The sequence below is a fragment of the Sphingobium limneticum genome, from assembly GCF_008710155.1.
GTDB classification, from domain to species: Bacteria; Pseudomonadota; Alphaproteobacteria; order Sphingomonadales; family Sphingomonadaceae; genus Sphingobium; species Sphingobium limneticum.
The window spans coordinates 271568-297460 of the sequence record NZ_VYPZ01000003.1 but is presented as its reverse complement, the minus strand read 5'-3'; the positions used below and the strand labels follow the sequence as shown (position 1 = coordinate 297460).

The 25893-nt window shown below is 63.6% G+C and carries 29 protein-coding genes; 13 read left to right on the top strand and 16 right to left on the bottom strand.

Features of this window, described 5'->3' with window-relative positions; genetic code table 11:
* Positions 1-16: 16 nt before the first annotated feature.
* Both F4U94_RS06095 and F4U94_RS06090 read left to right on the top strand, forming a co-directional pair.
* Positions 17-724 (top strand): polysaccharide biosynthesis/export family protein, encoded by a 708-nt coding sequence (locus tag F4U94_RS06095; RefSeq protein WP_120249946.1) that lies wholly within the window; start codon positions 17-19, stop codon positions 722-724.
* The gene (locus tag F4U94_RS06090; protein ID WP_120249947.1) at positions 721-2850 is read left to right on the top strand and encodes a GumC family protein; all 2130 of its coding nucleotides are present in this window, start codon (positions 721-723) and stop codon (positions 2848-2850) included. Before F4U94_RS06095 ends, F4U94_RS06090 begins: the two co-directional genes overlap by 4 nt.
* Before the next feature lie 85 nt (positions 2851-2935).
* Here F4U94_RS06090 and purQ read toward each other — a convergent pair whose 3' ends face one another.
* Both purQ and purS read right to left on the bottom strand, forming a co-directional pair.
* Complete coding sequence (purQ, locus tag F4U94_RS06085) at positions 2936-3610, bottom strand: phosphoribosylformylglycinamidine synthase subunit PurQ (protein WP_120249948.1); 675 nt, start codon at positions 3608-3610, stop codon at positions 2936-2938.
* Between the two features lie 3 nt (positions 3611-3613).
* Positions 3614-3847, bottom strand: a complete 234-nt coding sequence (gene purS / locus F4U94_RS06080) for a phosphoribosylformylglycinamidine synthase subunit PurS (RefSeq protein ID WP_056694119.1) — start codon at positions 3845-3847, stop codon at positions 3614-3616.
* Between the two features lie 162 nt (positions 3848-4009).
* Here purS and F4U94_RS24315 point away from each other — a divergent pair, with 162 nt between their 5' ends.
* The gene (locus F4U94_RS24315) at positions 4010-4159 is read left to right on the top strand and encodes a hypothetical protein (protein WP_170267502.1); all 150 of its coding nucleotides are present in this window, start codon (positions 4010-4012) and stop codon (positions 4157-4159) included.
* A gap of 613 nt (positions 4160-4772) precedes the next feature.
* Positions 4773-5525, top strand: coding sequence for a sulfite exporter TauE/SafE family protein (locus F4U94_RS06075; protein ID WP_120249949.1), 753 nt, complete (start codon positions 4773-4775; stop codon positions 5523-5525).
* Positions 5526-5763: 238 nt separating this feature from the next.
* Here F4U94_RS06075 and purC read toward each other — a convergent pair whose 3' ends face one another.
* The 8 genes from purC to F4U94_RS24310 all read right to left on the bottom strand — a co-directional run bounded on the left by purC (position 5764) and on the right by F4U94_RS24310 (position 13028).
* A complete protein-coding gene (gene purC / locus F4U94_RS06070; RefSeq protein WP_120249950.1) occupies positions 5764-6546 on the bottom strand; it encodes a phosphoribosylaminoimidazolesuccinocarboxamide synthase in 783 nt (260 codons plus the stop codon).
* Positions 6547-6837: 291 nt separating this feature from the next.
* A complete protein-coding gene (locus tag F4U94_RS06065; RefSeq protein ID WP_120249951.1) occupies positions 6838-8115 on the bottom strand; it encodes an aminotransferase class V-fold PLP-dependent enzyme in 1278 nt (425 codons plus the stop codon).
* 75 nt (positions 8116-8190) lie between these two features.
* Positions 8191-8325, bottom strand: a complete 135-nt coding sequence (locus tag F4U94_RS25340) for a hypothetical protein (RefSeq protein ID WP_269462528.1) — start codon at positions 8323-8325, stop codon at positions 8191-8193.
* Between the two features lie 31 nt (positions 8326-8356).
* Positions 8357-8764 carry an SRPBCC family protein gene (locus tag F4U94_RS06060; protein WP_120249952.1) on the bottom strand — a complete coding sequence of 136 codons (408 nt, stop codon included), beginning with the start codon at positions 8762-8764 and terminating at the stop codon, positions 8357-8359.
* Positions 8761-10167 (bottom strand): alpha,alpha-trehalose-phosphate synthase (UDP-forming), encoded by a 1407-nt coding sequence (gene otsA, locus F4U94_RS06055; RefSeq protein WP_150411869.1) that lies wholly within the window; start codon positions 10165-10167, stop codon positions 8761-8763. Before otsA ends, F4U94_RS06060 begins: the two co-directional genes overlap by 4 nt.
* Positions 10164-11969 (bottom strand): glycoside hydrolase family 15 protein, encoded by a 1806-nt coding sequence (locus tag F4U94_RS06050; protein ID WP_269462539.1) that lies wholly within the window; start codon positions 11967-11969, stop codon positions 10164-10166. The genes otsA and F4U94_RS06050 overlap by 4 nt, the downstream gene beginning before the upstream one ends.
* A gap of 69 nt (positions 11970-12038) precedes the next feature.
* Complete coding sequence (otsB, locus tag F4U94_RS06045; protein WP_172598759.1) at positions 12039-12794, bottom strand: trehalose-phosphatase; 756 nt, start codon at positions 12792-12794, stop codon at positions 12039-12041.
* A 63-nt stretch (positions 12795-12857) separates the two neighbouring features.
* Positions 12858-13028, bottom strand: a complete 171-nt coding sequence (locus F4U94_RS24310) for a hypothetical protein (RefSeq protein WP_170271908.1) — start codon at positions 13026-13028, stop codon at positions 12858-12860.
* A 131-nt stretch (positions 13029-13159) separates the two neighbouring features.
* Here F4U94_RS24310 and F4U94_RS06040 point away from each other — a divergent pair, with 131 nt between their 5' ends.
* From F4U94_RS06040 to F4U94_RS06020, 5 genes are all read left to right on the top strand, one after another.
* Positions 13160-14080, top strand: coding sequence for a LysR substrate-binding domain-containing protein (locus tag F4U94_RS06040; RefSeq protein WP_120249954.1), 921 nt, complete (start codon positions 13160-13162; stop codon positions 14078-14080).
* A gap of 46 nt (positions 14081-14126) precedes the next feature.
* On the top strand, positions 14127-14369 hold the full coding sequence (locus F4U94_RS06035) for a type II toxin-antitoxin system CcdA family antitoxin (protein ID WP_120249955.1): 243 nt from the start codon (positions 14127-14129) through the stop codon (positions 14367-14369).
* Positions 14369-14662: a CcdB family protein gene (locus F4U94_RS06030; RefSeq protein ID WP_120249956.1), complete on the top strand. Its 294-nt coding sequence runs from the start codon at positions 14369-14371 to the stop codon at positions 14660-14662. Before F4U94_RS06035 ends, F4U94_RS06030 begins: the two co-directional genes overlap by 1 nt.
* 52 nt (positions 14663-14714) lie before the next feature.
* Complete coding sequence (gene parC, locus F4U94_RS06025) at positions 14715-17003, top strand: DNA topoisomerase IV subunit A (RefSeq protein WP_120249957.1); 2289 nt, start codon at positions 14715-14717, stop codon at positions 17001-17003.
* Between the two features lie 88 nt (positions 17004-17091).
* Entirely contained in the window at positions 17092-18846 is a 1755-nt protein-coding gene (locus F4U94_RS06020) for a putative bifunctional diguanylate cyclase/phosphodiesterase (protein ID WP_120249958.1), read from the top strand.
* Here F4U94_RS06020 and F4U94_RS06015 read toward each other — a convergent pair.
* From F4U94_RS06015 to F4U94_RS06000, 4 genes are read right to left on the bottom strand one after another with little or no spacing between them, the layout of a single operon-like run.
* Positions 18810-20024, bottom strand: coding sequence for a CCA tRNA nucleotidyltransferase (locus F4U94_RS06015; protein WP_120249959.1), 1215 nt, complete (start codon positions 20022-20024; stop codon positions 18810-18812). The genes F4U94_RS06020 and F4U94_RS06015 overlap by 37 nt on opposite strands.
* Positions 20005-20613, bottom strand: a complete 609-nt coding sequence (locus F4U94_RS06010) for a CoA pyrophosphatase (RefSeq protein ID WP_120249960.1) — start codon at positions 20611-20613, stop codon at positions 20005-20007. The genes F4U94_RS06015 and F4U94_RS06010 overlap by 20 nt, the downstream gene beginning before the upstream one ends.
* The gene (locus tag F4U94_RS06005; protein WP_120249961.1) at positions 20610-21176 is read right to left on the bottom strand and encodes a DUF1285 domain-containing protein; all 567 of its coding nucleotides are present in this window, start codon (positions 21174-21176) and stop codon (positions 20610-20612) included. The genes F4U94_RS06010 and F4U94_RS06005 overlap by 4 nt, the downstream gene beginning before the upstream one ends.
* Before the next feature lie 42 nt (positions 21177-21218).
* Complete coding sequence (locus tag F4U94_RS06000) at positions 21219-21755, bottom strand: GNAT family N-acetyltransferase (RefSeq protein ID WP_172598761.1); 537 nt, start codon at positions 21753-21755, stop codon at positions 21219-21221.
* A 122-nt stretch (positions 21756-21877) separates the two neighbouring features.
* Between F4U94_RS06000 and F4U94_RS05995 the strand changes: the two genes are divergently transcribed.
* Complete coding sequence (locus tag F4U94_RS05995) at positions 21878-22261, top strand: dihydroneopterin aldolase (protein WP_120249962.1); 384 nt, start codon at positions 21878-21880, stop codon at positions 22259-22261.
* A 172-nt stretch (positions 22262-22433) separates the two neighbouring features.
* Here F4U94_RS05995 and F4U94_RS05990 read toward each other — a convergent pair whose 3' ends face one another.
* Entirely contained in the window at positions 22434-23381 is a 948-nt protein-coding gene (locus F4U94_RS05990) for an isopenicillin N synthase family dioxygenase (protein ID WP_120249963.1), read from the bottom strand.
* Between the two features lie 106 nt (positions 23382-23487).
* Here F4U94_RS05990 and F4U94_RS05985 point away from each other — a divergent pair, with 106 nt between their 5' ends.
* Together F4U94_RS05985 and F4U94_RS05980 are read left to right on the top strand one after the other, a co-directional pair.
* Positions 23488-23895: an EVE domain-containing protein gene (locus F4U94_RS05985; RefSeq protein WP_120249964.1), complete on the top strand. Its 408-nt coding sequence runs from the start codon at positions 23488-23490 to the stop codon at positions 23893-23895.
* 151 nt (positions 23896-24046) lie between these two features.
* Positions 24047-24337 (top strand): hypothetical protein, encoded by a 291-nt coding sequence (locus tag F4U94_RS05980; protein WP_120249965.1) that lies wholly within the window; start codon positions 24047-24049, stop codon positions 24335-24337.
* Between the two features lie 124 nt (positions 24338-24461).
* On the opposite strand, the gene F4U94_RS05975 is transcribed toward F4U94_RS05980, so the two are convergent.
* The gene (locus tag F4U94_RS05975; RefSeq protein ID WP_150411868.1) at positions 24462-24764 is read right to left on the bottom strand and encodes a glycine zipper 2TM domain-containing protein; all 303 of its coding nucleotides are present in this window, start codon (positions 24762-24764) and stop codon (positions 24462-24464) included.
* Between the two features lie 122 nt (positions 24765-24886).
* Between F4U94_RS05975 and F4U94_RS05970 the strand changes: the two genes are divergently transcribed.
* The gene (locus tag F4U94_RS05970; RefSeq protein WP_120249967.1) at positions 24887-25327 is read left to right on the top strand and encodes a cupin domain-containing protein; all 441 of its coding nucleotides are present in this window, start codon (positions 24887-24889) and stop codon (positions 25325-25327) included.
* Positions 25328-25893 lie beyond the last annotated feature (566 nt).

The window sequence follows — 25893 nt, the reverse complement described above, 5'->3', positions numbered from 1 at the left end:
CGGGGCAAAAGCCGGGATGAAGCGCAAAAACAGCATCAATCGATCGATCAGCGCGCTTGCCGGCCTTGGGCTGCTGGGCGCTTGCTCGACCGTCGAGGATGCGCCGCGGGGCGAAGCCGCCTATGCCGCCATCCCGCCTGCTCCGGCCGTCGGCATGGATTATCGTATCGCGCCCGACGATGTGCTGCGCATCCAGGTCTATCATGAGCCCGACCTGTCGCTGGAGGATGCGCAAGTAACCGCCACGGGCATGGTTCGCATGCCGCTGGTCGGCGACATATCGGTTGCCGGCCTGACATCGGGCGAAGCGGCGGACGTCGTCGCTGGGCGCCTTGGCCAGCGCTATCTCGTATCGCCGCAGGTCACGCTGTTCGTGAAGAAGGCGGTGGGTCGCCGCGTCACGCTGGACGGCGAAGTGCGCGAACCCGGCCTCTATCCCGTGGAAGGACGGCTGACCCTGTTGCAGGCCGTCGCACTCGCCAAGGGGCCGACCCGGCTCGCAGGCCTCAATCAGGTGGTCGTCGTGCGTCAATTGGATGGCCAACGGCAGGCCGCCCTGTTCGACCTTGCCGCCATTCGCAAGGGCAAGGCGCCCGATCCCGAAATCCTGCCGGGCGACCGGGTCATCGTCGGCCTGTCGCGCGCCAAGGCGATATTGGGCGGCGCATTGCTGGCCGTGCCGGCGATCGCCACCGGCTTCATCGCGCTGGACGGAGGACGATGATGGCGCCCCTTACGCTTCCCGCCGATGATGGCACGGGCCTGAACGCCCGCTTGTCCGCCGCGATCCGCTATGGCTGGCTGGTGCTGCGGCGCCATCGGATCATCCTGTTCGTCACTCTGGCCCTCAGCCTGCTGGCCGGTGCGATCGTCATCCTGACATCGACCCCGGATTATCGCGCCACCGCATCGGTCGAGGTGGAAGATGTGCCGGCAGGTGCGGCGGGCGCTCCGGCAGCGCAGCGGGCCAGTGCCGCCAACGACACCGAAAGCCTGATGCAGACCGAATTGGAGGTGCTGCGCAGCCGTGCCTTGGCCGAAGAGGTTTCGCGATCGCTGGCGCTGGTCGGCACGCCGACCTTCTTCAAGGGTATGGACCGTGAACGGCCGACCCAGGGGGGCGGCACCCTGTCGCAGCGGCAAGTGGAGCAGGACATGGTCGTGCGTCTGCTGCGCGAAAATCTGGAAGTGCAGCTGCCCGGCAAGTCGCGGGTGTTGCGCATCAGCTTCGTCAGCGCCGACCCCGTCTTGTCCGCCCGGATCGCCAACAGCTATGCCGACAGCCTGATCCGTGCCGACCTGAAGCGCGGCTTCGAATCCGGCGTGCAGGCGCGTCGGTTCCTGCTTGGGGAACTGGATGGTGCGCGCAACGACCTGTCGCGGGCAGAGCGCGATCTGGCCGTCTATGCTGCTCGCAACGGCGCCGCTTTGCCTTCCGAAGAAAAGGAAGGCGAGGGCGACAAGCCCGCCAAGACACCCGCAAAGCCGGCATTGCCCGACGGATCGGTTGCGACGCGGCTTGCACAACTCAACGGTTATCGCGCGCAAGCTGTGGCCGATCGGATCGCCGCGCAGAAGCGCTGGGAAAGCGCGCGTCAATCCAGCGCGGACACCTTGCCCGAAGTGCTGGGCAATGGCGCCATGCAGCAGATTATCGCGGAACGGGCGCAGGCCCGCGCCGTGATTGCCGAGGAACGGCAGTTCCGCAAGGACGCGCACCCCGAAATGCGCGAGGCCCGCGCCCGATTGGTGGCGCTGGACGAGCAGGCCGATAGCATGGCCAACAGCATCCGAGCGTCGCTGCGTGAGCAATATAATGTGGCCAAGCGCGGCGAGGATCAGATCGCCAAGGAAATCGCCCAGTTGGAGCAGTTGGCGCAGGCGGAGCAGGGCCGCGACGTTCAGGTCGGCATCATGGAACGATCGGTCGACACCTATCGCATGCTGCATGACAGCCTGTTGCAGCGCTATCGCGACATGGCATCGCAGGCGGGTTTCCAGGCCGGGCGTATTCAGCCACTCGATCGCGCAGCGGTGCCGACCAAGCCTTTCTCTCCCCGGATCGGCCGCATCCTGCTGCTCGCATCGCTGGGCGGCATGGCGCTGGGCCTGTTGCTGGTGGCGGCGCGTCATATGTTCGACGATGCCGTGACATCCGCCGACACGCTGGCTGAACGGGTCGGCTTGCCGCTGTTGGGCGCTGTGCCGGTGACGGGCGATAACCCGCAACCGCCGGAGATCTTTACGCCCATTGCATCGTCGCTGTTGCTGGCGTCGGCCGATGGCCTGCCGCGCTCCATCCTCGTCACCAGCGCGCAGGAGGGGGAAGGCAAGTCGCTGACCCTGCACGCCCTGGCGCTGGCGCTGGCGGGGCTGGGCAAATCGGTGCTGGTCATCGATGGCGACATGCGGCGCCCGGCCCAGCATCGCCTGTTCCGCCTGTCGCCCGCGCGCGGTATCAGCGAAGTGCTGACGGGGCAGGCGCTTGCGCAGGACGTGATCGTGCCCACCGGCGTGACCGGCGTGGCGCTGCTGCCCTGCGGCACATTGCCGCCCAATCCTTCCGAACTTCTGTCCACCCCGGCGCTCGACGGGCTGCTGGCCTCGGTCCGCGACGGCTATGATACGGTATTGATCGACGCGCCGCCGCTGCTTGGCACAGGCGAAGCGCTGTTGCTGGCGGCCAAGGCGCAGAGCAGCCTGCTGGTGGTCGAATGGGGCCGCAACCATCATGGCGGCCTGCGCGCAGCGGTGGAGCGTCTGCGGCGCAGCGGCGGTGCGATCATCGGCGCCATTCTGACCAAGCAGCAGGGGCGCGCGGTCGACTATGATTATCATCGGGGCGGCTGATAGGCTGCCACGGCCGCTGTAGGACATAAAAAAGAGCGCCTTCCCGAAGGAGGCGCTCTTTTTTATGCCGATAAGGAAGGGGGGCTTATGCCCGCGCCAGCAGCCCTTCGACGATCCCCTTGAACAGGCGTTGGCCGTCGGTCTTGCCATGGGCCGCCTCGATCACGCGTTCGGGGTGGGGCATCATGCCCAGCACATTGCCGGCGTCGTTCAGGATGCCGGCGATGTTGCGGGCCGATCCGTTGACGCTTTCCGCATAGCGCAGCGCCACGCGGCCTTCGCCTTCCAGCCGGTCGAGCGTCGCGTCGTCGGCGAAATAATTGCCGTCATGATGCGCCACCGGATAGGTGATCGCTTCGCCCGCGTCATAGAGGCTGGTGAAGGCGCTCTGGGCGTTCTCGACAGTCAGGGCGACGTCGCGGCAGACGAAATGGCCGCCGGCATTGCGCAACAGCGCGCCGGGCAGCAGGCCGCTTTCGGTCAGCACCTGAAAACCGTTGCAGATGCCGAGGACGAAGGCGCCACGGTCGGCGGCCTTGGCCACGGCCTGCATCACCGGCGAGCGCGCAGCCATCGCGCCGGAACGCAAATAGTCGCCATAGGAAAAACCGCCGGGCACGCCGATCAGGTCGATGTCGTCGGGCAGGTCGGTGTCGCGGTGCCAGATCATCTCCGGCTTGCTTCCGGTCGCAGCCTCGAACGCCACCGCCAGGTCGCGGTCGCAATTGCTGCCCGGAAAGACGATGACGGCGCTCTTCATGGCTCAGGCGACCTTTTCGATGCGATAATTTTCGATCACCGTGTTGGCGAGCAGCTTGCGGCACATGGCGTCGATATCCTCGTCGCTGGTGCCGTCGGCCAGGTCCAGTTCGATCAGCTTGCCGGCGCGCACGTCATTGACGCCGTCAAAGCCCAGGCCGCTCAGCGCATGCTGGATCGCACGACCCTGCGGATCGAGGACACCGCCCTTGAGGGTGACGAAGATGCGGGCTTTCATGAGAGGCGGACTCCTTGGAATCGACTGGCGCCGGGCGATCGCGCACGGCCAAACTTTGCCGCACCCCCTAGGCGCGGCGACGCGCGGAGGCAAGCCATTATGACTTTCTTAGCCACCATGTCGCTATGATGACGGGCAGGTTCGAAAAAGGAAACAGGCAGGATGTCCGGGCTGGCACTGGCGATGTTTGTCGGGCTGTTCGCATGGGGAGAGCAGGCGGTGGGCTATCATGACCCGGACGGGAAAGTCCGGCTGGCCCTGCTCGCATCCTTCGCCTTCGGCCTGCTGATCGGATATCGCGCGCAGCGGTGAGGCGGCCGGCGTTCTGCATGCATGGCTGAGTCGCAGCTTCAAGGTCATTGCAGGGTCACGGTCGCAAGGCGGGGCAAAGTTCACACCGTCACTGGGACGGGGAAACTGCCTGAAAAAAGACGAACTGCGCCGCCCATGCCACAGGGCCGCACCTGCGGCGCGGCTGGCACGCGTCAGTGACGCGCCACATAGGTCACAACAGCGCGACGAACATGCGACAGGTGGGTCACGGCGACCGGGGGCATTTCCGCCAGGATGGCACGGCGTGGGGTGGTGCGGGACGGTCATCCGACAGGATAGATCAGATAAAATCCTACATTGGTAGCGGCGTGTCGCGTGTGCGGCGCGATGGCTGGTAACGACCACAAGCGGACGATTTGCTCTTCCTCTCCCGTTTTCACGGGAGAGGCTACGGAGACTTGGCAGCTTGCTGCCTAGTCGATGTCGGTGAGGGTCTTCCTTCTTTGTCGAAGGTTGCTTCCAAGCCTTAGAAAGAGAAGACCCTCACCCAACCCTCTCCCGTGAAAAACGGGAGAGGGCTAAAAATCGGACCGTCTCGCAACCACCCAATTCCCCCATTCCCACTCGCCTGCCCATCCCCTAGACGAGCGAGATGAACCCGGACCTGCTCTATTTCACCTGCGCGATCGTCGCCGTCGTCATATCCGGCCTGGCCAAGGGTGGCTTTGCCGGGGCGGGGGCACTGGCGATGCCGATCATGGCGCTGGGGGTCGATCCGGTGCGCGGGGCGGCGATCATGCTGCCGATCCTGATCCTGCAGGATGTGGTCAGCGTCTGGGCGTTCCGCAAAAGCTGGGACGGCCATATCCTGAAGGTCATGCTGCCCGGCATGGCGGTGGGCGTGGGGCTGGGCTATGTCTTCGCCGCGCAGGTGTCCGAAAGCACGGTGCTGGGCGCGCTGGGCGCCATTTCGATGCTGTTCGGGCTGCAACGGCTCTGGGTCGAGCGGGGCGGGGCGATCGTGCTGCCGTCCAACTCGCCCGACTGGATGGGCTTCCTCTTCGGCATCGGCAGCGGCTTTACCAGCCAGATCGCCCATGCCGGGTCGCCGCCCTTTCAGATGTGGGTGCTGCCCAAGCGGTTGCCGCGCGACATGCTGGTCGGGACCACGGCCGTGGCGTTCGCAGCGATGAACTGGATGAAGGTGCCGGCCTATGCCGCGCTGGGGCAATTCACCACGCGCAACCTGATGGCGACGGCGATGCTGGCGCCCGTCGCGATCGGCGCGACCTTTGCCGGCGTGGCGCTGGTCCGCCGGGTGGACGCGGCGCGTTTCTACACGCTCATCTATGTGCTGATGGTGCTGCTCGGCCTCAAGCTGATCGTCGATGCGCTGATGGCGTAGCGTTCAACATAGCCTTATACCAACAAGCAATGGTGGGAACCTATGGTTCAGACGTTCCCCGGCGCAGGCCGGGGTCCAGTCCCGCGCTCAGAACTGGACCCCGGCCTGCGCCGGGGAACTGGCTTATGAGCCAGTGTCATCGCATTCTGGTATAAGGGGCTTCGACAGGCTCAGCCCGAACGGGGGAAGGGTTAGGCGGGGGAAAAAAAGGCCGGCGCTGTGGCCGGCCTTTCTATCTTCAGTCCTTTTCGCGCTTCTTGCGATGCGTGTCGAGGTCGAGGACGGTGGTGTCCAGCCCTTCGGGCAGCAGGCCAAGGCGGCGCGCAACTTCCTGATAAGCCTCGACTTCGCCGCCCAGATCGCGGCGGAAGCGATCCTTGTCCAGCTTCTCGTTGGTCGCCATGTCCCACAGGCGGCAACCATCGGGGCTGATTTCGTCGGCCAGGATGACGCGGCTGTAATCGCCGTCATACAGACGACCGAATTCCAGCTTGAAATCGACCAGGCGGATGCCGATGCCGGCGAACAGGCCGCACATGAAATCGTTGATGCGGATCGCCATGTCGGCGATGTCGTGCATCTCTTCCTGCGTGGCCCAGCCGAAGCAGGCGATATGCTCTTCGGAGATCAGCGGGTCGCCCAGCGCATCGTCCTTGTAGCAATATTCGATCAGCGTGCGAGGCAACTGCGTGCCTTCCTCGATGCCCAGCTTCTTGCTGAGCGATCCGGCGGCGACGTTGCGCACCACGACTTCGATCGGCACGATTTCGACCTGACGAACCAGCTGTTCGCGCATGTTGAGGCGGCGGATGAAGTGGGTCGGCACGCCGATCTGACCGAGCAGGGTGAAGATATGCTCGGAAATCCGGTTGTTCAGCACGCCCTTGCCGGAAATCGTACCCTTTTTCTGGGCATTGAAGGCGGTGGCGTCATCCTTGAAATATTGGATGATCGTGCCGGGCTCGGGGCCTTCATAAAGGATCTTTGCCTTGCCTTCGTAGATCTGGCGGCGACGGGCCATGCGCGTTCCTGTCTTATCTTAGAAAACATTACGCCCCGGCAAACGCGAATCGGAGAGGATCAGCGGGTGCCGGGGCTGCTTGGCCGGCCCATAGAGCAAAGTAGGCGGGGGTGCAATTGTGCCCTGCTCCCTGTCCCCAGAGGAGGAGAGGGATGCGAAGGCTTCACAGCGTGCTGCCTTGGCCGAAGCTGTAAGAGAGAGATGGCGCAGCGCTGGCCCGCTCTTCCAGTTTCGCCTAACTCGCTGCGCTCGTAAGGCTCCATATCCTTCTCCCCCAAGGGGAGAAGGGGCTCAGGCGATGCCCTTCATCTTCCGAAATTCGTCGTACAGGCCCAGAAAGCGGTCGATATCGGCCTTGCGGAGGAAATAGGGGGTCGCAAGCCGCAATTTGCTGGGGTTGCCGCCGCGAATGCGCACCTTGTGGTGGGTCCACAGCCAGTCCTGCAATTCCATCCGCTGCACCGGGGGCACATTGACCGTGGCGATCGCGCCGCGCAGCGCCGGGTCGGGCGAGGTCCAGTCTTCAGCTCCCCGCTTCATCATCTCGGCATGGATATAATCGCACAGCATCCGGTTGCGTGCCTCGATCCGGTCCATGCCAATGTTGTTGGCCAGATCGACCGCGGCATTGAGGCCCATCAGCGTCGGGATGCAGGAGGATCCGATCTGCATGTAGCGGTCGGCCATCCGTGTCGGATCGTCGTAGCCGCCGGTTGCGATCGTGTTCCACACGCGGTCCATGATCGATTTGTCGCGCAGATAGAGGAAGCCGGTGCCCTTCGTCGCGAACAGCCATTTATGCATGGATCCGGTGTAAAGGTCGCAGCCTATGTCATTGAGATCGAACTTGATCATGCCCGGCGCATGGGCGCCGTCGAACGCCGATACGATCCCCTTCGACCGGGCCAGCGCCGCAATCTCCTTGGCCGGCAGGACGACCCCGGTCGACGTGCTGATATGGCTGACGAAGATGATCCGCGTCCGGGGCGTGATCGCGTCGTTGATCCGGTTCAATATCTCCGCAGCATCTTTGGGCGGCTTTGGCATGGCGAATTTCTTGACGACCACGCCATAGCGGCGTGACCGCAGCATCCATGGCATTTCGCCCGACCCATGTTCCTCGTCGCTGATCAGCACCTCGTCGCCGGCCTTCATGTCGAAGCCGTTGGCGACATAGCTGTTCGCTTCGGTACAATTGCGCAGGATCGCCATCTGCTCGACCCGCGCGCCCATGAAATCGGCGAAGGGCCTGCGATATTGGTCCCATGATCCATAGCCCCAGATCGGATAATCCTCCGATCCGGGTTGCGTCATCTGTTCGGTCTGCGCGAAACCGTCGAAAATCGCCTTCAGCACGGGGCGCGGCGATGATCCGACCGTGCCGACATTCAGGTTGACGACGTCGGACGGGATCAGGAATTGCGCCCGCAGCGCCTTCCAATAGGCGTCCTCATCCCGGCCATGCAGGTCGGCGGCGGGCAGCGGCACGGCCTTGAGCGCCTGCGCGCCGACCGGATGGGCGATGGACGCAGCGACGGCGGAACCGAGGAAATTGCGACGATCGAACATGGGCGCCTTTCCGGGCCAGAACGGCCTCTCCAAACTCTGCCCGATGTTCAACGATGCTCGGTGGGAAATCCGCCCCTAAAGCACGTCCCCGAACATGAACCAGATCATCGCGCACCAGCCGATCAGGCCAATGACGCCCAATATGACGCCGGATTGGGCGCGGATGGCGGGCAGGAGGCCGCGCGGTTCGTCTTCATCGTCGCTATGCATGGCGGCTGCCTAAACGGAGCGGCGGCAACACTCAACCGACGCCTTCATCTTCCAGCAGTGCCTTGAGCCGGTGGAGGTCGGCGATCACCGCCTGCGCATCCGCCTCGAACGCGGCGTCGTCCATGGCCGGCTGGCGCAGCAGGGTGAAGATCACTTCGGTGCCCGTGCCATGGGCGATCATGCGCAGCGGGATATAGATATCGTCTTGCCCCGCAAGCTGAACATGATGGTCGAGTATGCCGAAATCATTGGGCGGCGTGAACAGCACCACCGCCTGTCCCTGCGGCGTATCCGCCACCCAATGGTCGCCGTCATGATGGAGGGCCGTGGACATACCGGCCGCCCAGCGCGGGAAATTGTCCGGCTGCCGAGCGAAGGCATAGGCGCGCTCGAAGGGCGCGGCGATGCTGACGCTCAGATGCCGGACCTGCTGGCTCATTCGGTCACTTCCTCGACCTCCGCCGGTTCGCCCTCACGCCCGACCGCCATCAGCCGGCCGGTGAAACATTGGCGCCACCAGCTGATATCCTGCTGCTCCACGCTGTCCATCATCGCGCGCCAGCGCCGCTTGCGCTCGTCCAGCGGCATGGCCAGCGCGCGCAGGATCGCGTCGGACATTTCCTCCGGGCTGTAGGGATTGATGAGCAGCGCGTCCTTGAGCTGCATCGCCGCGCCGGCGAAGCGGGACAGGATCAGCACGCCGGGGTCTTCGGGATCCTGCGCCGCGACATATTCCTTCGCGACCAAGTTCATGCCGTCGCGCAACGGCGTCACCAGCCCGATCTTCGCGCCGCGATAGATGCCGGCCAGCTTGTCGCGCGGATAGCCCTGATTGACGTAGCGGATCGGGGTCCAGTCCACATCGCTATATTCGCCGTTCAGCCGTCCTGCGAGCGAATCCAGCGTGGCGCGGATCTGCTGATAGCTTTCCACCTCGCCCCGTGACGGCGGCGCGATCTGGGTCAGCACGACCTTGCGATGATGTTCGGGATGATCCTTCAGGAAACGGGTGTAGCCGTTGAACCGTTCTTCCAGACCCTTGCTATAATCCAGCCGGTCGACGCCGACGATCATGGTGCGGTTCTGCAACGACGCGCGCACCAATGTGCTCATTTCGTTGGCCGCGTCGCTGGTTGCGGCCTGCGCAAATTCCTGCGCATTGATGCCGATGGGGCAGGCCACCGCCTGAATGGTGCGATCGCCCACGGTGACGAAATCGCCGTCTACCTTGCCGCCCATTTCCCGCTCCACATAATGGCGGAAGGATTCCAGCCATTCCTCGGTATGGAAGCCGACGACGTCATAGGCGAAGAGGGTGCTGACCAGCTTGCTATGATGGGGCAGCGACACCAGCAGGCGGGTGGGCGGCCAGGGGATGTGGAGGAAGAAGCCCATGCGGTTCTTCAACCCCTTGTCGCGCAGCATCTGGCCCAGCGGGATCATGTGATAATCATGGACCCAGATGACGTCTTCCGGCTCGATCAGCGGGCTGGCCGTCTCCGCAAAACGCTTGTTGACGCGATTATAGCCGCCCTCGAAATCGCGGGCATATTCGGCCAGGTCGATGCGGAAATGGAAGAGCGGCCACAGCGTCTTGTTGGCATAGCCATTATAATATTCGTCGACATCCTGTTCTTCCAGGTCGATCGTCGCGGTCTTGACGCCTTCATCTTCGGCAAAGCCGATATGGCCGGTGAAATTGTCGGTCACTTCGCCCGACCAGCCGACCCAGATGCCCCGGCTTTCGCGCAGGGCCTGAGACAAAGCGACGGCCAGGCCGCCCTGGTTGCCGGTCTTGCTGGGTCTACTGACCCGGTTGGATATGACGATCAGACGGCTCAACGCATGGCGCTCCACGGTTTGCTCAGCAAGACGGCGCAGTTGATGATGCCGACCAATGAGTAGGTCTGGGGATAGTTCCCCCATAATTCCCCACTGACGGGGTCGATATCTTCGGACAGCAGCCCGGCCGCGGTGCGGCGGGACAGCATTTCCTCGAACAATTCGCGCGCTTCCTCACGCCGGCCGCTGCGATGCAGCGCCTCGACCAGCCAGAAGGTGCAGACGTTGAACGCCGTCACCGGCTCGCCGAAATCGTCCGGCGCGCTGTAGCGGAGCATGTCGTTGCCCCGGCGCAGATCCGCCTCCAGGGCGGCCAGCGTACCGATGAATTTCGGATCGTCGGCGGTCAGGAAGCGCAGGTCCAGCAATTGGAGCAGGGAGGCATCGCGCGCATCATCCTCGAAATTGGCGGATATGGCCTGGCTATCCTCCCGCCAGGATGCCTCAAGAATGCGCGTCTTCATCGTTTCGGCGCGGTTTTCCCAATGGGCGGCGCGCAGCGGCAGGTCGAGCGCGACGGCGGCATGGGCCAGGCGATCGCACGCCGCCCAGCACATCACCGCGCTATAGCTGTGGACATGGGCGCGGGTGCGCAATTCCCACAGGCCTGCGTCAGGCTGGTCATAGACCGCCCAGGCGCGTTCGCCGACCGCCTCCAGCGCCTCGAAATCGGCATGGCCGGCCATGCGCAGCAGCCGCTGGTCGATGAAGCCCTGCACGGAGGACAGCACGATCTGGCCGTAGGCGTCATGCTGTATCTGTTCATAGGCCGCGTTGCCCACGCGCACCGGGCCCATGCCGCGATAGCCGGGCAGGCTTTCCGCCTCCCACTCGGTCAGGGTCGCATTGCCGCGTACGTCGTAGAGCGGCTGGATATGCCCGCCCTTGGCGCCATCGACGATATTGCGGAGGTAGACAAGATAGGATTCCAGCACGTCCAGCGCGCCCAGCCGGTTCAGTGCTTCGACGGTATAATAAGCGTCGCGCACCCAGCAGTAGCGATAGTCCCAGTTTCGGCCACTGTCGGCATGTTCGGGGATGGAGGTGGTGAGCGCGGCGACGATCGCGCCGGTTTCCTCATGCTGGCACAGTTTCAGCGTGATGGCGGACCGGATGACGGCTTCCTGCCATTCGGCGGGAATGGCCAGGCTTCGGACCCACAGCTGCCATTCGTGGATCGTGTCGTCCAGCATCCGCTCGATCGCGGGGCGCAGCGCGTCGGAAAAACCCTCGTCCGGTCCCATGAAGAAATGGGCGTCCTGCTCCAGCCGGAACCAGCTTTCCTGGCTGATCAGGCCGATCGGCGCATTGGTGGACACGCGCATCGCCATATAGGACAGGACGACGCGAATATGGTTGGAACCATAGCTGATCGGCACCTTCTCGCCATTCCAGCTGGTCGTGGGGCGGAATTTGACGCGGATGCGGGGAGAACCTGCCACCGGCCGCACGATGCGGATGAAGGCGACCGGCCGGTACATGCGGCCCTTGTGCCGGTGGCGCGGGCAGAAATCCAGAATCTCGATCGCATTGCCCTGCGCATCGCTCTGGCGCGTGACCAGGATGGGGGTGTTGCGGATATAATGTTGTTCGACCGCGACGCAATTTTCCAGCTCTATGGCCCAGAAGCCGCGCGATTGCGGATCGTCCCATGGCTTGTCGTCCAGCAGGGCGGAAAAGACCGGGTCGCCGTCCACACGCGGGACGCAGGCCCAGACCATGCGGCCCATGCGGTCGATCAACGCGGACGCCTGGCAATTGCCGACGGGCCAGAGGTCGAGCGTGCGCTCTGATCCGGCCAGGATGGATTCGCTTGCTGCTTGGATCGGTCTGCCCCCAATTTGTTGGTCACAAAAAAGGGCTCCGGAAATCTATCCGGCCGCCCCCTCCATCAGATAATGCCTGACGGCGGCAACCTGTTCCAAAGAGAATGACGCCAATGTCGGGCGCGGCGTGCCGACCAATATGCCGGCGCCGCCCAAATGCGCCGCTGCGGCAAAGCCTTCTTCATCGGTGACGTCGTCGCCGATGAAGACGGGGATGCCGCCGGCCATCGGCGCTTCTTGCATCAAAGCGGTTAGCGCGCTGCCCTTGTCCGCGCCGCCGGGGCGCAATTCGTAAAGCATCTTGCCATGTTGCAGCGCCAGCCCATGATCGCGCGCCAGCAGGTCGGCGAGCGCGCCCGCCGCTTCGCCCCAGATCGGCGCGCCACGGAAATGCAGGCCCACGCTGATGGATTTGCGTTCGACCAGCAGGCCCGGCTTGTCGGCGACGAAATCGTTGAAGGCGGCCTCCACCGCGTCGATCGCGGGCAGGCGGGGCGGGGCCTTCACGTCTTCACCGGGATGCGCGAATTCCAGCCCATGGGTGCCGGACATCAGGAAATCGCCAAAGCCCAGGTCACGCAACGTCGCAATCGACCGGCCGCTGACGATCGCCAGCCGCCCGTCCAGCCGGTCGCGCAGTCGCGTTAGCATGGACAGCAGTTCATCGTCGACATGGACGGCATCGGGCGTGTCGGCCAGCGGCACCAATGTCCCGTCGAAATCGAGGAACAGCGCCGCGCCGTCCAGCAGCGCAGTGGGAGGAGCGGGAAGGGCGATGGAGGTAAGAAGGGTATCGGTCACGCCTTTAAGAGTGGCGTGTCCGGACGAAACCGCAACCCCTCTTCTCGCAATCGCAGCAAATTCCTAATAGCGGCAGGTGCGGTCGCTGGCGCGGCTCTCGCTCCAGGGCGATGTCCATTGTACGCGATGCAGCGCCCGGAATGCCTGCATGATAGCGGCGATCAGTTGATCGATGCCATGGTTGGCATGTTCGCGGCCGTCATTCCACAGCCGGTCGTCATATTCGTCACGCATGATGCCGTCCTTTCCGAGGCGGGGGCGGACGTTGAACATCATGTCCGCGCTCTGGCTTTTGCCGGACCGGGTCCGGGTTCGCCAACAAAAGGCTGGACGCCCCAGATAAGCTCAGCTTATTGAATGGCCCCATGTCAACCCTACCGCCCCTGTCCGCCATTCGTGTGTTTGAAGCCGCAGCCCGGCTGGAAAATTTCACCGTCGCCGCGCAGGAACTGGGCATGACCCAGGCGGCGGTCAGCTATCAGGTGAAGCTATTGGAGGAGCGGCTGGGCATCAGCCTGTTCCAGCGCGTCGGGCGCAAGGTGATATTGACCGAAAAGGGACGGGAGATCGCGCCGATCCTGACCCGCGCCTTCGACCAGATGCGCGCCGGCTTTGCCGCCCTGACGCAGGATCATTCGGCGGTGCTGACGATCAGCTGCACCAACAGCTTTGCCCATCTGTGGCTGGCGCCCCGGATCGGCGCGTTTCAGATGCGCCATCCCCATCTGGCCGTGCGCATCCAGGCGAATGACACGATCGTCGATCTGGCCCGCGACGGCGTGGACCTCGCCATTCGCGGCGGCAAGGGGGAATGGCCGGGGCTGGAGGCGAAGCTGCTGACGCACAGCCGGCTTGTGCCCATGTGCAGCCCCGGCTGGCTCGCGCGCCATAGCCCCATCGCGGACGCCGGCGCCTTGCTCGCTTTGCCGCGTCTGTCGCCGGAGGACAGTTGGTGGCATGACTGGCTGACGGCTATGGGCGTGGAGGCGAGCGATAGGGGCGGGCCGCCCGCCATCGCGCTCGACAGCCAGGTGATGGAGGGGCGGGCGGCCATGGCCGGGCAGGGTATCGCCATCCTGACCCATCTGTTCTGGCGCGCGGAGGTGGAAGCGGGCCTGCTGGTCGAAGCCGTGCCATCCTATGTGCGCGACAAGGCAAGCTACTGGATCGTCTACCCGCCCCACGCCCGCAACACGCCCAAGGTGAAGGCCTTTCGCGACTGGATCAGCGCGGAATTCGCTGCCGAGATCGTCGCCGATCCGGATGGACGCTACTTGCCGCGTTGATGCGTCATGCGTATATTCATGCGCATATCTGATGCGGGAGTCGATTATGACCAAGCACGAACATATTGCCACGCGCAAGGCGACGAACCTGTCGCTGGACGTCGATCTTGTGGCCGATGCTAAGGCATTGGGCATCAACCTGTCGCGTGCCTGCGAAGAGGCGCTGCGCAAGGAAATCGCAGCGGAACGGGGGCGGCGCTGGCAAGAGGATAATAAGGAAGCGATCGCGGCCTGGAATGTTTGGGCCGAAAATAATGAGTTGCCGCTCGACAAATACCGGCAATTTTGATGGCGCGGTTCGGCGTATATCGTCTGCCGGATGACAGCTTGGTGCTCGACTGCCAAAGCGATTATGTCGATCATCTGGGAACCCGGCTGGTAGTCCCATTATTGCATCCAGGCACTATGCCCGCGGCTTTGCCCGCATTGCATCCTTGTTTTGACATAGATGGGGAGCGCCTGATGATGGCCACGCACTTGGCCGGCGCGGTACATTCTCGCCTGCTGAAAAATCCCGTGACCATGCTGCATCATCATCATGCCATCATGCGCGCAATCGACACCCTTCTGACCGGCTTCTGATCCTGCGCAATTCCCGTTTCCGTTCACCTTCCGTCCTGCTAAGCCGTCCGCAATGACCGACTATCGCGACCCGTTCGACGCCATCAAGGATCACCCGTTCGATGATGCGCTCCAGCAGCGCTATCTCGTCTATGCGCTATCGACCATCACGGCGCGATCGCTGCCGGATCTGCGCGATGGGCTGAAGCCGGTGCATCGGCGCCTGCTCTGGGCGATGCGCCTGCTCAAGATGGAGCCGGGCGGCGCGAACCCGGACATATTGGTCGCCAACCCCGCGCGAAACACCACCAGTTACAAGAAGTGCGCCCGCGTCGTCGGCGACGTCATCGGTAAATATCACCCGCATGGCGACGCGTCGGTCTATGACGCCATGGTGCGTCTGGCGCAGGACTTTTCGCTGCGTACGCCGCTGGTCGACGGGCAGGGCAATTTCGGCAATATCGACGGCGATAACGCAGCGGCGATGCGTTATACCGAAGCGCGCCTGACGCAGGCGGCCGCCGATCTCATGTCCGGGCTGGACGAAGGCACGGTCGATTTCCGCCCCACCTATAATGGCGAGGATGAGGAGCCGGAGGTTTTCCCCGGCCTCTTCCCCAATCTGCTCGCCAATGGCGCCACCGGCATCGCGGTCGGCATGGCGACCAGCATCCCGCCGCACAATGTCAGCGAACTGATCGATGCTGCCGGCCTGCTGATCGACAATCCCGATGCCGATCATGCCGCGCTGATGCAGATCGTGCGCGGGCCGGACTTTCCGACCGGCGGCGTGCTGGTCGATAATGCCGCGATCATATCCGAAGCCTATGCCACCGGGCGCGGCGCATTCCGCACCCGTGCGCGCTGGCACAAGGAAGAGGGCGGGCGCGGCACATGGATCGCGGTCGTCACCCATATTCCCTATCAGGTCCAGAAATCGAAGCTGATCGAGCAGATCGCCGCGCTTATCAATGATCGCAAGCTGCCGATCCTGGCTGATGTGCGCGACGAATCCGACACGGAAATCCGCATCGTCATCGAACCGCGCGCCCGCACCGTCGATCCGCAGATGTTGATGGACAGCCTGTTCCGGCTGACCGATCTGGAAAACCGCTTCCCGCTCAATCTCAACGTGCTCGACGCCAGCCGCACGCCGCGCGTGCTGGGCTTGAAGCCGCTGCTGATCGAATGGCTGAAGCATCAGATCGACGTGCTGGTCCGGCGGGCGCAGCACCGGCTGGAGAAGATCGCGGCGCGCCTCGACCTGCTCGAAGGCTATATCATCGCCTATCTCAACCTCGACCGGGTGATCGCCATCATCCGGACGGAGGATGAGCCCAAAGAGGTGATGATGGCCGAATTCAGCCTGAACGATCGTCAGGCCGAAGCCATATTGAACATGCGCCTCCGCTCCTTGCGCAAGCTGGAGGAGATGGAATTGCGGCGCGAACATGCCGATCTGGTCAAGGAAAAGGACGAGCTGGAAAAGCTGGTCGAAAGCCCGACCCGGCAGCGCACGCGCCTGAAGAAAGATCTGGCCGCGCTGCGCAAACGCTATGGTCCCGAAACCGATCTGGGCCGGCGCCGCACATTGGTGGAGGAAGCCGCCCCGGCGCGGGAAATCCCGCTGGAGGCGATGATCGAGCGCGAGCCGATCACCGTCATCCTGTCCGAACGCGGTTGGATCCGCGCGATGAGCGGCCATCGCGACCTCGCCGCCGCCGATACGCTCAAGTTCAAGGAAGGCGATGGGCCGCAATATGCCTTCCACGCCTACACCACCGACAAGCTGCTGATGGCGACCGCCACCGGGCGCATCTATACGCTGGCGTCGGACAAGCTGCCGGGCGGTCGTGGCTTTGGCGATCCGGTCCGATCGCTGGTCGATATGGATAATGAAGGGGCGATCGTCGCCTTCATGCCCGCGCGGGCGGGCACGGAGCTGCTGCTCGCCTCATCCGACGGGCGTGGCTTTATCGCGGCTGTGACGGACCTGATGGCCGAAACGCGCAAGGGCAAGCAGGTCGTGAACGTCCGCGCGGACGCGAAATTGAGCATCATCCGCCCGATCCCGGCCGAGGCGGACAGCGTCGCCGTGATCGGCGAGAACCGCAAACTGCTGGTCTTCGCCCTTACGGAAATGCCGAAGATGACGCGCGGGCAAGGGGTGCAGATGCAGCGCTATCGCGATGGCGGCCTGTCCGATGCGATCGCGTTCAAGCTGTCCGATGGTCTTAGCTGGACCATGGGCGGCGAGTCGGGTCGTACGCGTACGGAAAGCGACATGATGCCATGGAAGGTCGCCCGTGGCGCGGCCGGGCGCATGCCGCCGACGGGCTTCCCGCGCGACAATCGCTTCTGATTTCAGCTTTTTATCCTTTGGTCTGATTTCCTGCGGGTCTGCGTGTAGCGTTTCCCGAAAATTTACTCCTTCTGGATACAGCGGGGGCATGGAATCGACGTCAGTGCATAATTTGCCGGTCACGCAGACCAGCGGCACGCCCTTGGTGGGGGGTGATGACTCGCATCCTGACTGCGCCATCCATATTTCGGAATGGCTGGCTGCCCTGCCGCAGCTTGCAGCGATTTTTTCGTACGAAAACAGCGAAATACATTTCAAGCAGGGTAATGCCCGCTTCATCACCGTGTTTCGCTCCAGTCCAGAACGTGGCTATGTTCAGGAACGGGTCGCGAAGGAATGGCGGGAACGGGTCATTGGCTTCATTCAGTCGGGCCGCGATTCGGAAAGTTTCGAACTGCGCCGCGACGGCAAGCTCGGGCCGGAATATTTTATGTGTACGCTCGGCCGGCTGCCAGCCGCGCAAGGGCGTGCCGAACATTATCTCTTCACCGCGATCGACCGGACCAGCGAACGGACGATCGAAAAGAATTTGCGGCGTGAGCTGCTGTCCGACGGCCTGACCGCGCTGCCCAACCGCACCGGTTTTGGCGAGGAAATCGACGATCGGCTGGCCAATGGCTCCTGGTCCGATACATCGCAATTCGGCATCATCGCCATCGACCTCAGCCGTTTCAGCCGGGTGAATGAATCGCTGGGGCCTATGGCCGGCGACGAACTGCTGATCACGGTTGCCAAGCGGCTGAAATCCAGCCTCCGTCAAGGCGATGTGCTGGCCCGCATCGGCGGCAATGACTTTGCGATATTTGCGCGTCTTAACAATGGCTTGTCGGACGCTCTTCATATTGTTCAACGGATCAAGGAAGCACTCAGCTCGCCCATCCGCTTGAGCGACCTGCAAATCCGCGTCGATTGCGCGATCGGCTGTGCGCTGTCGCTCAATCTGGACGACGATCCGGATGATGTCGTGCGCAAGGCGCAGGCAGCGGTGAAGATCGCCAAGCGCACCGGCAAGGTCGAAATCTATCGCAACGGCGTGCTCAAGGAAGCGCAGCGTCGCTTCTCGATCGAAAGCCGTCTGCGCGATGCGCTGGCGCAGGGGGGGCTGACGCTCGCTTTCCAGCCGCTCATCCACCTCCAGACCGGCGAAATCACCGGGTTCGAGGCGCTGGCCCGCTGGAATGATGAAGAATTGGGCGACGTGTCCCCGGTGGAATTCATCGCCGTTGCGGAAGAAAGCGGCCTCATTACGCCGCTGGGCCGTTGGGCCGCCTATGAAGCGGCGCAGGCGCTGTCGCGCTGGGATGCCAAATTCGGTCAGGCCCTGCCGGTCGGCGTCAACGTCAACCTCTCACCCATCCAGATGGCGCGCGACGATGTCGCATCGATGTTCGAGGAGGCGCTGCGCTATGCCGGGATCGCGGGCAACCGCCTGACCGCCGAACTGACCGAAAGCGCGATCATCGCCGATCCGGACAAGGCGCGCAAATTGCTGGTGGCGCTCAAGGGGCTGCAGATGCCGATCGCGATGGATGATTTCGGCACCGGCTTCTCCAACCTCGCCAGCCTGCACAGCCTGCCGATCGATATCCTCAAGATCGACCGCAGCTTCGTGTCCACCATGTTGGAGGATCATGACAAGGCGGTGATCGTCCGCACGATCCTGTCGCTCGCCGAATCGCTGAACCTGAAGGTCACGGCCGAGGGGATCGAGACGCAGGCGCTGGCCCTGGCGCTTCAGCAAATGGGCTGCTGGCAGGGGCAGGGCTATCATTTCGCCCGGCCGATGGGCGAAAATGACGCGTTCGATTATTGGCGCGCCCGCTGGAATTTCGAGACGATCTGATCGGCGATCGCCGCGACGCGATCCGCATCGGGAAAATCCTCCGCCACCCATAGCGCCTGCACAGCCTGCAAGGCTTTGGCCACATCCGGCCCGGCCGGCAGGCCGCGCGCGATCAGCGCGCCGCCACCGATCGGCAAGGCCGGCGGCGTCCAGCCCGCCAGCGCGTCCAAGGCTGTCAAAGGCTGGTCGAAATCGAGCAGCAAGCGGTCGATCGCGCCCTCTACGCCCACCCGATAGGCCAGCGCGCGCGGCGTTTCCGTTGTCGCGGCGCTCGGTTCCAGCGCCACGACCAGCCGCTTGCGCGCCTTGTTCGACAATTTCAGCCGAGCGCCCACGCCATCGGCCAGCGCCGGGTCCGGTGGCAGCAAGGCCGCCAGACGGCGCAGGCCCGATCCGCCGATCCTACTTTCGGCCTCGCGCGCCATGAGCGCCTCGACCCGTGCCACGCCGTCCATATCCACTTCCGGCAAAACGGGGCGCAATATGCCGCCTTCGACCATCAACCGCAGCGCGTGGACGGGGGACGCGACGCCCAGTAATTTCAGCAATTCGTCCGCGATCCGCTCGCGCGACAAGGCCATCAGGCTGTTGGCGGCGGCAACGCACGCGTCGTACGCCTGACTGTCCAACTCGTTGTCGCCATAGCGCGCCAGGAAGCGGAAATAGCGCAGGATCCGCAAATGATCCTCGGCGATCCGCGCCGACGCCTCGCCGATGAAGCGCAGCCGCCGTGCCGCCAGATCAGCCAGCCCGCCGAAATAGTCGCTGATCTCACCGGTCAGCGGATCGGCATAAAGGGCGTTGATGGTGAAGTCGCGCCGCGCGGCATCCTCGCGCCAGTCGTCGGTATAGGCGATGGTCGCGCGCCGCCCGTCGGTGCTGACATCGCGGCGCAGCGTGGTGATCTCCACCGGGCCATCGGGCAGGATGGCAGTGATCGTGCCATGGTCGATGCCGGTCGGCACCGCCTTGATCCCGGCAGACTTCAGCCGATCGACCACATCATGCGGGTCGAGCGTCGTGGCGACATCCAGATCGTTGACCGGCAGGCCCAGCAGGCCGTCGCGCACTGCGCCGCCCACGAAGCGCGCCTTACCCTGTGCCACATCCAGCGCGGTCAGCAATCCGTCCAGGCCGGAACGGTGGCGCCAGTCGGCGTCAGACGGCAGGACGGTCATGGCCCAGCCTCCGCGACAAATTGGTCAGAATCGCCGCCGTGATGCCCCAGATACGCCGGCCCTCCCAGAAAATCTCGTAATAATGGCGCGTGACGCCCGCAAATTCCGCCTCCCGCCGCATCCGGTTGACCGGATCGAGCGCATAGGCCAGCGGCAGTTCGAACCAGTCCGCCACTTCGCTTTCCTGCGCGCGCAGCGGCAGATCGGGCGGAATGACACCCAATACCGGCACGATGTCGAAACCGGTAAAGGTGCTGTAGCGATCGGATATGCCCACCACCTGCACCTGATCGGGCGACAGGGCGATTTCTTCCTGCGCTTCCCGCAGCGCCCCGGCAATCTCGTCGGCATCGCCATCGTCCACGCGGCCGCCGGGAAAGGCGATCTGCCCTGCATGTTTGCGCAGCGTCGTCGCGCGCTCGGTCAGGATCAGTCCGGGTTCGGGCCGGTCGGTGATCGCCACCAGCACGGCGGCCGGCGCCAGCGCGATCTCACCCTGGATGCGCGGATCGCGCCTGTCGACCAGTGCGATGTCGGTCCGTTTGTGCCCGTCTTCCAAGGCTGCGCGCAGCCGCTGCGCCAGCGTCATGCGGCGCCGTCCAGCGGGAAGAAGGCGCCCTGGCTCCACAGGCCGACCCGTTCGCCCTCTTCGCTCAGCGCCAGGTTCATCAGTTCATAATAGACGCTGCGCCCGACCAGCGCCTCCAGCCCGCCGCGCACATGCAGATAGGGATGCGGCTCGTCCGGCGTTTCCCGCACGGTCAGTCCATGGTCCGGCCCGGCGGTGACGATATCCCCGCTGTTCAGGCGGAAGGCCAGGCTGCGCGTCCGCCCCTCGCCCTCGCTCTTCAGTTCGACCGCGACGAAGGGGGCGTCCTCCACTTCGATGTCCAACTTCTCGACCGGGGTGACCAGCACATGGCTGCCGTCCCGCTCGCGCCGCAGGATCGTGGAAAACAGCCGGACCATCGTTTCCCGCCCGATCGGCGACCCCTGATGATACCAGGTGCCGTCGCGCGCGATCCGCATCTCGCTGTCGCCGCAATGGTCGGGATTCCATTTCTCGACCGGAGGCAGGCGCTTTTCGGCGGCCAGCCGCGCAATATCGGCCAGCGAAAGGGTGGACAGGTCGGGCAGGGGTTCCATCGGCATGGGCCGGAGATAGGAGCCTGAGGCTCGCAGGCAAAGAGTTAATCAGGCTGCGACGGATATTCTGGGGCTGAGCATGCCCGTGCCGCCGACCGGACGGCCATCGACCGACAACGCCAGCAGCCGGCGTGGCTCGAACGGGCCGGGCGCGTCCCATCCGGCGGTGCCATCGGCGGCAAAGCCCCAGAAGCGGCCATAATATTCCGGATCGCCGATCATCATCAGCGGTTCGCAACCCATCGTCCGAGCAGCGGCGACCACCGCGTCCATCATCGCCCGGCCATGGCCGCCAAATTGATGCGCCGGCGCGACTGCGACCGGGCCGACCATGATCAGCGGCGTCTGCTGCCCATCCGCGTCCGTCAGCGCCACCGGCCAGCTTTGCAGCGACCCGATCAGCGCGCCGTCGGCATCCACCGTGGCGAAGGAGAGGGCGGGCAGCCAGGGCATGTCCTGACGGATGCGATAGGCGGTGCGGCCATGACGGTCCGGGCCGAACGCCGCGTCCAGCAGTTGCTCGATGGCTGCTTCGGGCTGACTGTTGAGGGGCACAATGTCTGACACGTCTTGCCGATCCGCCATCAATGGCGCATGGGGCAGCGCCGGAAGCGGGGCTTTAGCGCCCGCTTCGCAAAATGAAAGACTAAATAGGCCATGGCCCGCACCATCTTGTGGGGCGGACACGGCCTGGATGTGGCAAGGCTATGCAGACTGGATTTGACGATTTTCTGACGCTGGAGGTCAACGACCTGCATGTCGACGTGCTGACCGGCATTTATTCGGAGGAGACGCATCTCCCCCAGCCGCTGCGCATTTCCATTCGCGCGCGCCTGCGAATCGCCGATCATTATGAGCCGGAAACGCCGCTGACCGCGTCCAAAAACTATATGGACCTCAAGCATGCCGCATCGACCGCGCTGCCCGAAGGCGTGCATTTCACGCTGATCGAGGCGGTGGCCGATCATATCATCGACACCATCTTCCTTCAGGACGACAAGGTCAGCCACGTCGAAGTGAAGATCGTGAAGCTGGCGCTGAGCGAGCGGGGCGAGGAAATCGGCATCACCCTGGGGCGTGGGCGCAGGTAAGGCGGCGATCCCCGTTCGTTTCGAGCTAAATCGAGAAATCTGTCTCAACCAAAGCCCAACGATGTGAACATTCTGTTCCCCGGCGCAGGCCGGGGTCCAGTTCGGAGCGTAGGACTGGACCCCGGCCTGCGCCGGGGCACGATCCGAGAGGCAGTCGCAGCGCGCTTCGCCTTTACCCCTTCTTGATCAGCCCGATCTCGATCAACCGCTCGGTCAGATAATCATGCGCGCTGATCGGCGGATCGCGGCGCGGATTATCCTCGCTCACGCATTGCGGCAGGGCGTCGATCATGAAATCCGGGCGCAGGTGCAGGAAGAAGGGCATGGAATATCGCGAATGGCCGCGCCGTTCCGGCGGCGGGTTGACCACGCGGTGGCTGGTCGATGGCAGCAGATGGTTGGTCAGCCGCTGCAACATATCGCCGACATTGATCGCCAGCGCGCCGGGCGGCGGCACCACGGGCAGCCAGTTGCCGCCCCGATCCTTCAACTCCAGCCCGCCTTCTTCCGCGCCCAGCAACAGGGTGATGAGGTTGATATCCTCATGCGCGCCCGCGCGGATGCCCGGCGCCTGCGGCGACACCGGCGGATAGTGGAGCAGGCGCAGGATCGAATTGCCATTTTCGATCGGACCGTCGAACCAGCGTTCGGGCAGGCCCAGATAGAGCGCGATCGCCGACAGCAATTCCGCGCCCACCCGATCGAATTCGCGATAGAGTTTCGCGAAGACCGGCTCGAACTCCGGCATCTCGCTCGGCCATACATTGGGCGGCATCGTCTCGGCCAGCGGATCGCCTTCGGGCAGGTCGCGGCCGACATGCCAGAATTCCTTCAGGTCATTCTCGCTCGCGCCCTTGGCGATCTCGACGCCGAATGCGGTATAGCCGCGCTGACCGCCATTATATTTCGCATCATAGGCGCGCTTGGTTTCCACCGGCTGGTCGAAGAAGCGACGCGCCAGCGCCCAGCCATCATCGACCAGAGTCTGGTCCATGCCATGGTCCTTCACCATGGCAAAACCGAAGCGTTGGAAGGATTGGCCGAAGGCTGCGGCGAAATCCGCCTTGCTCATTTCCGCCATGGACAGGACAGGCACCTGATCCAGTACCGCTTGCGACACTTATTATCTCCAGTTTCGTTCAGATGGGGCCGTGTCTCATCCTATAGGCGCAGCCCGCGCATGACGCATCCTTGATCGCGCCGGGGCGCTGTTGCAAGGAGGCAGAATGAACTACTGGCTGATGAAATCGGAACCCGATGCCTTTTCCTATGACGATCTGGTCAAAAAGGGGAAGGCCGAATGGGATGGCGTGCGCAATCATGCGGCCCAGGGCCATATGAAGGCGATGCGCAAGGGCGATCTGGCTTTCTTCTATCACAGCAATATCGGGGTCGAGGCGGTCGGCATCATGACCATCGTGGAGGAAGCCGCGCCTGATAGCACGGACGATACGGGCAAGTGGATCGCGGTCCATGTCGCGCCGGTCGAACGGCTGGCCAGACCGGTGACGTTGAAGGTGATGAAGGCCGATTCGGCGCTCGCCGACATGGTCATGTTGCGGCAATCGCGCCTTTCGGTCGCGCCGCTGACGAAAGCCGAGTTCGATCATGTGGTAGCGCTATCAAAGGCTTAGTGCGCAAAATGGAATACGGTTGCACATGATGCAATCGGATCGTCATTTTTTGCGATTGTCGCTTTGACGCACTGCAACATAAGACGGTCTTCAACAGAACAAGAATATAAGAGGTGTTTGATCGGCATTCACAAGGAGTTTACCCATGCGAATGCTGTCCAAGTTCATTGTCGCCGGCGCCATCAGCGCCATTGCCGCCACCGCCGCTCAGGCTGAAGATGCCGCTGCCAAGCAGCGCTTCACCCACGAAGGCTACACCTATGTCTATCAGGTGAAGGACACCAAGACCGGCAAGGTGATTTCGGGTCGTCGTTTCCCCGACGCCGTCGCGTTCAACCTGGCCGTCAAGAATGGCAAGGTTTCGGGCGTGTCGGGCGGCCAGCAGGTTGCCTTCAAGGTTGAAGACGCGCGCGGCGCCGCTTCGGACGCTTCCGCCGACTGATCGGCAGGCTCTGCACAAAGTTAGGGACGGCATCCGACGGGATGCCGTCCCTTTTTTGTTGCCATTCAGCGGGGCCAGCCGCTGAAAGCCGGCGCGCGCTCCTGACACGCGCCGGCTTATGGCATCAACGGCAAGTACGCTTGCTGTCGATCGACTTGCCGAGCAGCGCGCCACCGGCCGCGCCCAGGATCGTACCGGTGGCGCGGTCGCCACGGGTATCGATCGCACGGCCGACCAGCGCACCGCCGACGCCGCCGACGATCAGGCCGGTCGTGCCGTTCGACTTGCGGCAATAGGTCCGGCCGTCGCGGCCGCGCCATTCCTTGTAGCGGTAATTTTTGCGGGCCTGGGCACCGTCGGTCGGGACGGCCATGGAAACCGGAATGGCCAGTGAAATGGCGGCCAGGGCGAGCAGGGCATTACGCATGATATTCTCCTCCGAACTGCGTGATTTGTCGCTTCAACCCATCTACATTGATCCAGGTTGCATGAACGTCAGGCAACAATTTAAGTGACTGTTTCCCAAGCAATAAAATTTGAGGCAAACGGATGCAAGGCGGCGACGAACAGGCAGGGCGGGCGTTGATCGAGGCGTTGGGCCTGATGCCACATCCCGAAGGCGGATGGTATCGGGAGACATGGCGCGCCACGGCCGCGCCGGGTGAGCGCGCTGCCGGCACCGCGATCCTGTTCCTGCTGGAGGCGCATCAGCGATCGCACTGGCATCGGGTCGATGCCGACGAACATTGGTTCTGGCACGCCGGCGCGCCGCTGATCCTGTCCGTCGCCGCGCCGGGCGAGGGCGCCCGCGACCTGCTGCTGGGGCCGGATGTTCTGGCCGGGCAGATGCCGCAAGGCTGGGTGCCCGCGCATCACTGGCAGGCATCGACGCCGCAGGGTGGCTGGACGCTGGTCAGTTGCACCGTGACGCCGGGCTTTGATTTTGCAGGCTTTTCGCTGGCGCCGCCGGGCTGGTCGCCGCCCGGCTGAAAACTTATCCACACTTATCCACAGCTTTCGATGGCCGCCTGTCAAAAATCTGACCGAATTCGCTTTGAACGACTCGGGTGCAGTGACACCATCGCTCTATCGGAACGGTGGAAACGGAGCGATCCAATTCCAGAAATCGCTGAGAAATCAGGGGTTTGAACCGTGAAGACAGTCCATCGGCAGGCAATATCCGCAAGGGTGGAGCCGGGCAGACGGACGGGATGCTTGAAGCCCTTGCCGGGTACGCGCGAAAGTGAACGTCGGGCAAGGAAAGCGAGCATTTGAGCCTCGATGGGCGGCTTTTGGCCAGAAGTCGGAGCAAAACCTGAGCGGCGCCTTCGTCCGAAGGATGACGCACAGGATCGGCGGGCCGATGATCGCATTTCTTCGTGAGACGCGGATCGCCTTGTCCATCTTCGAACATGCCGGTTTCGGCCGACGGTTCGAAAAATGTATGAGGAGCAGTCCGACGGAAGTGGGGACCGGCAGCGATGTCGGCCCCCATTTTGCGTTTGGCCCCATTTTGCATTTGCGCGCGCTACATCTGTAAAGGGATCTGGTGCAGA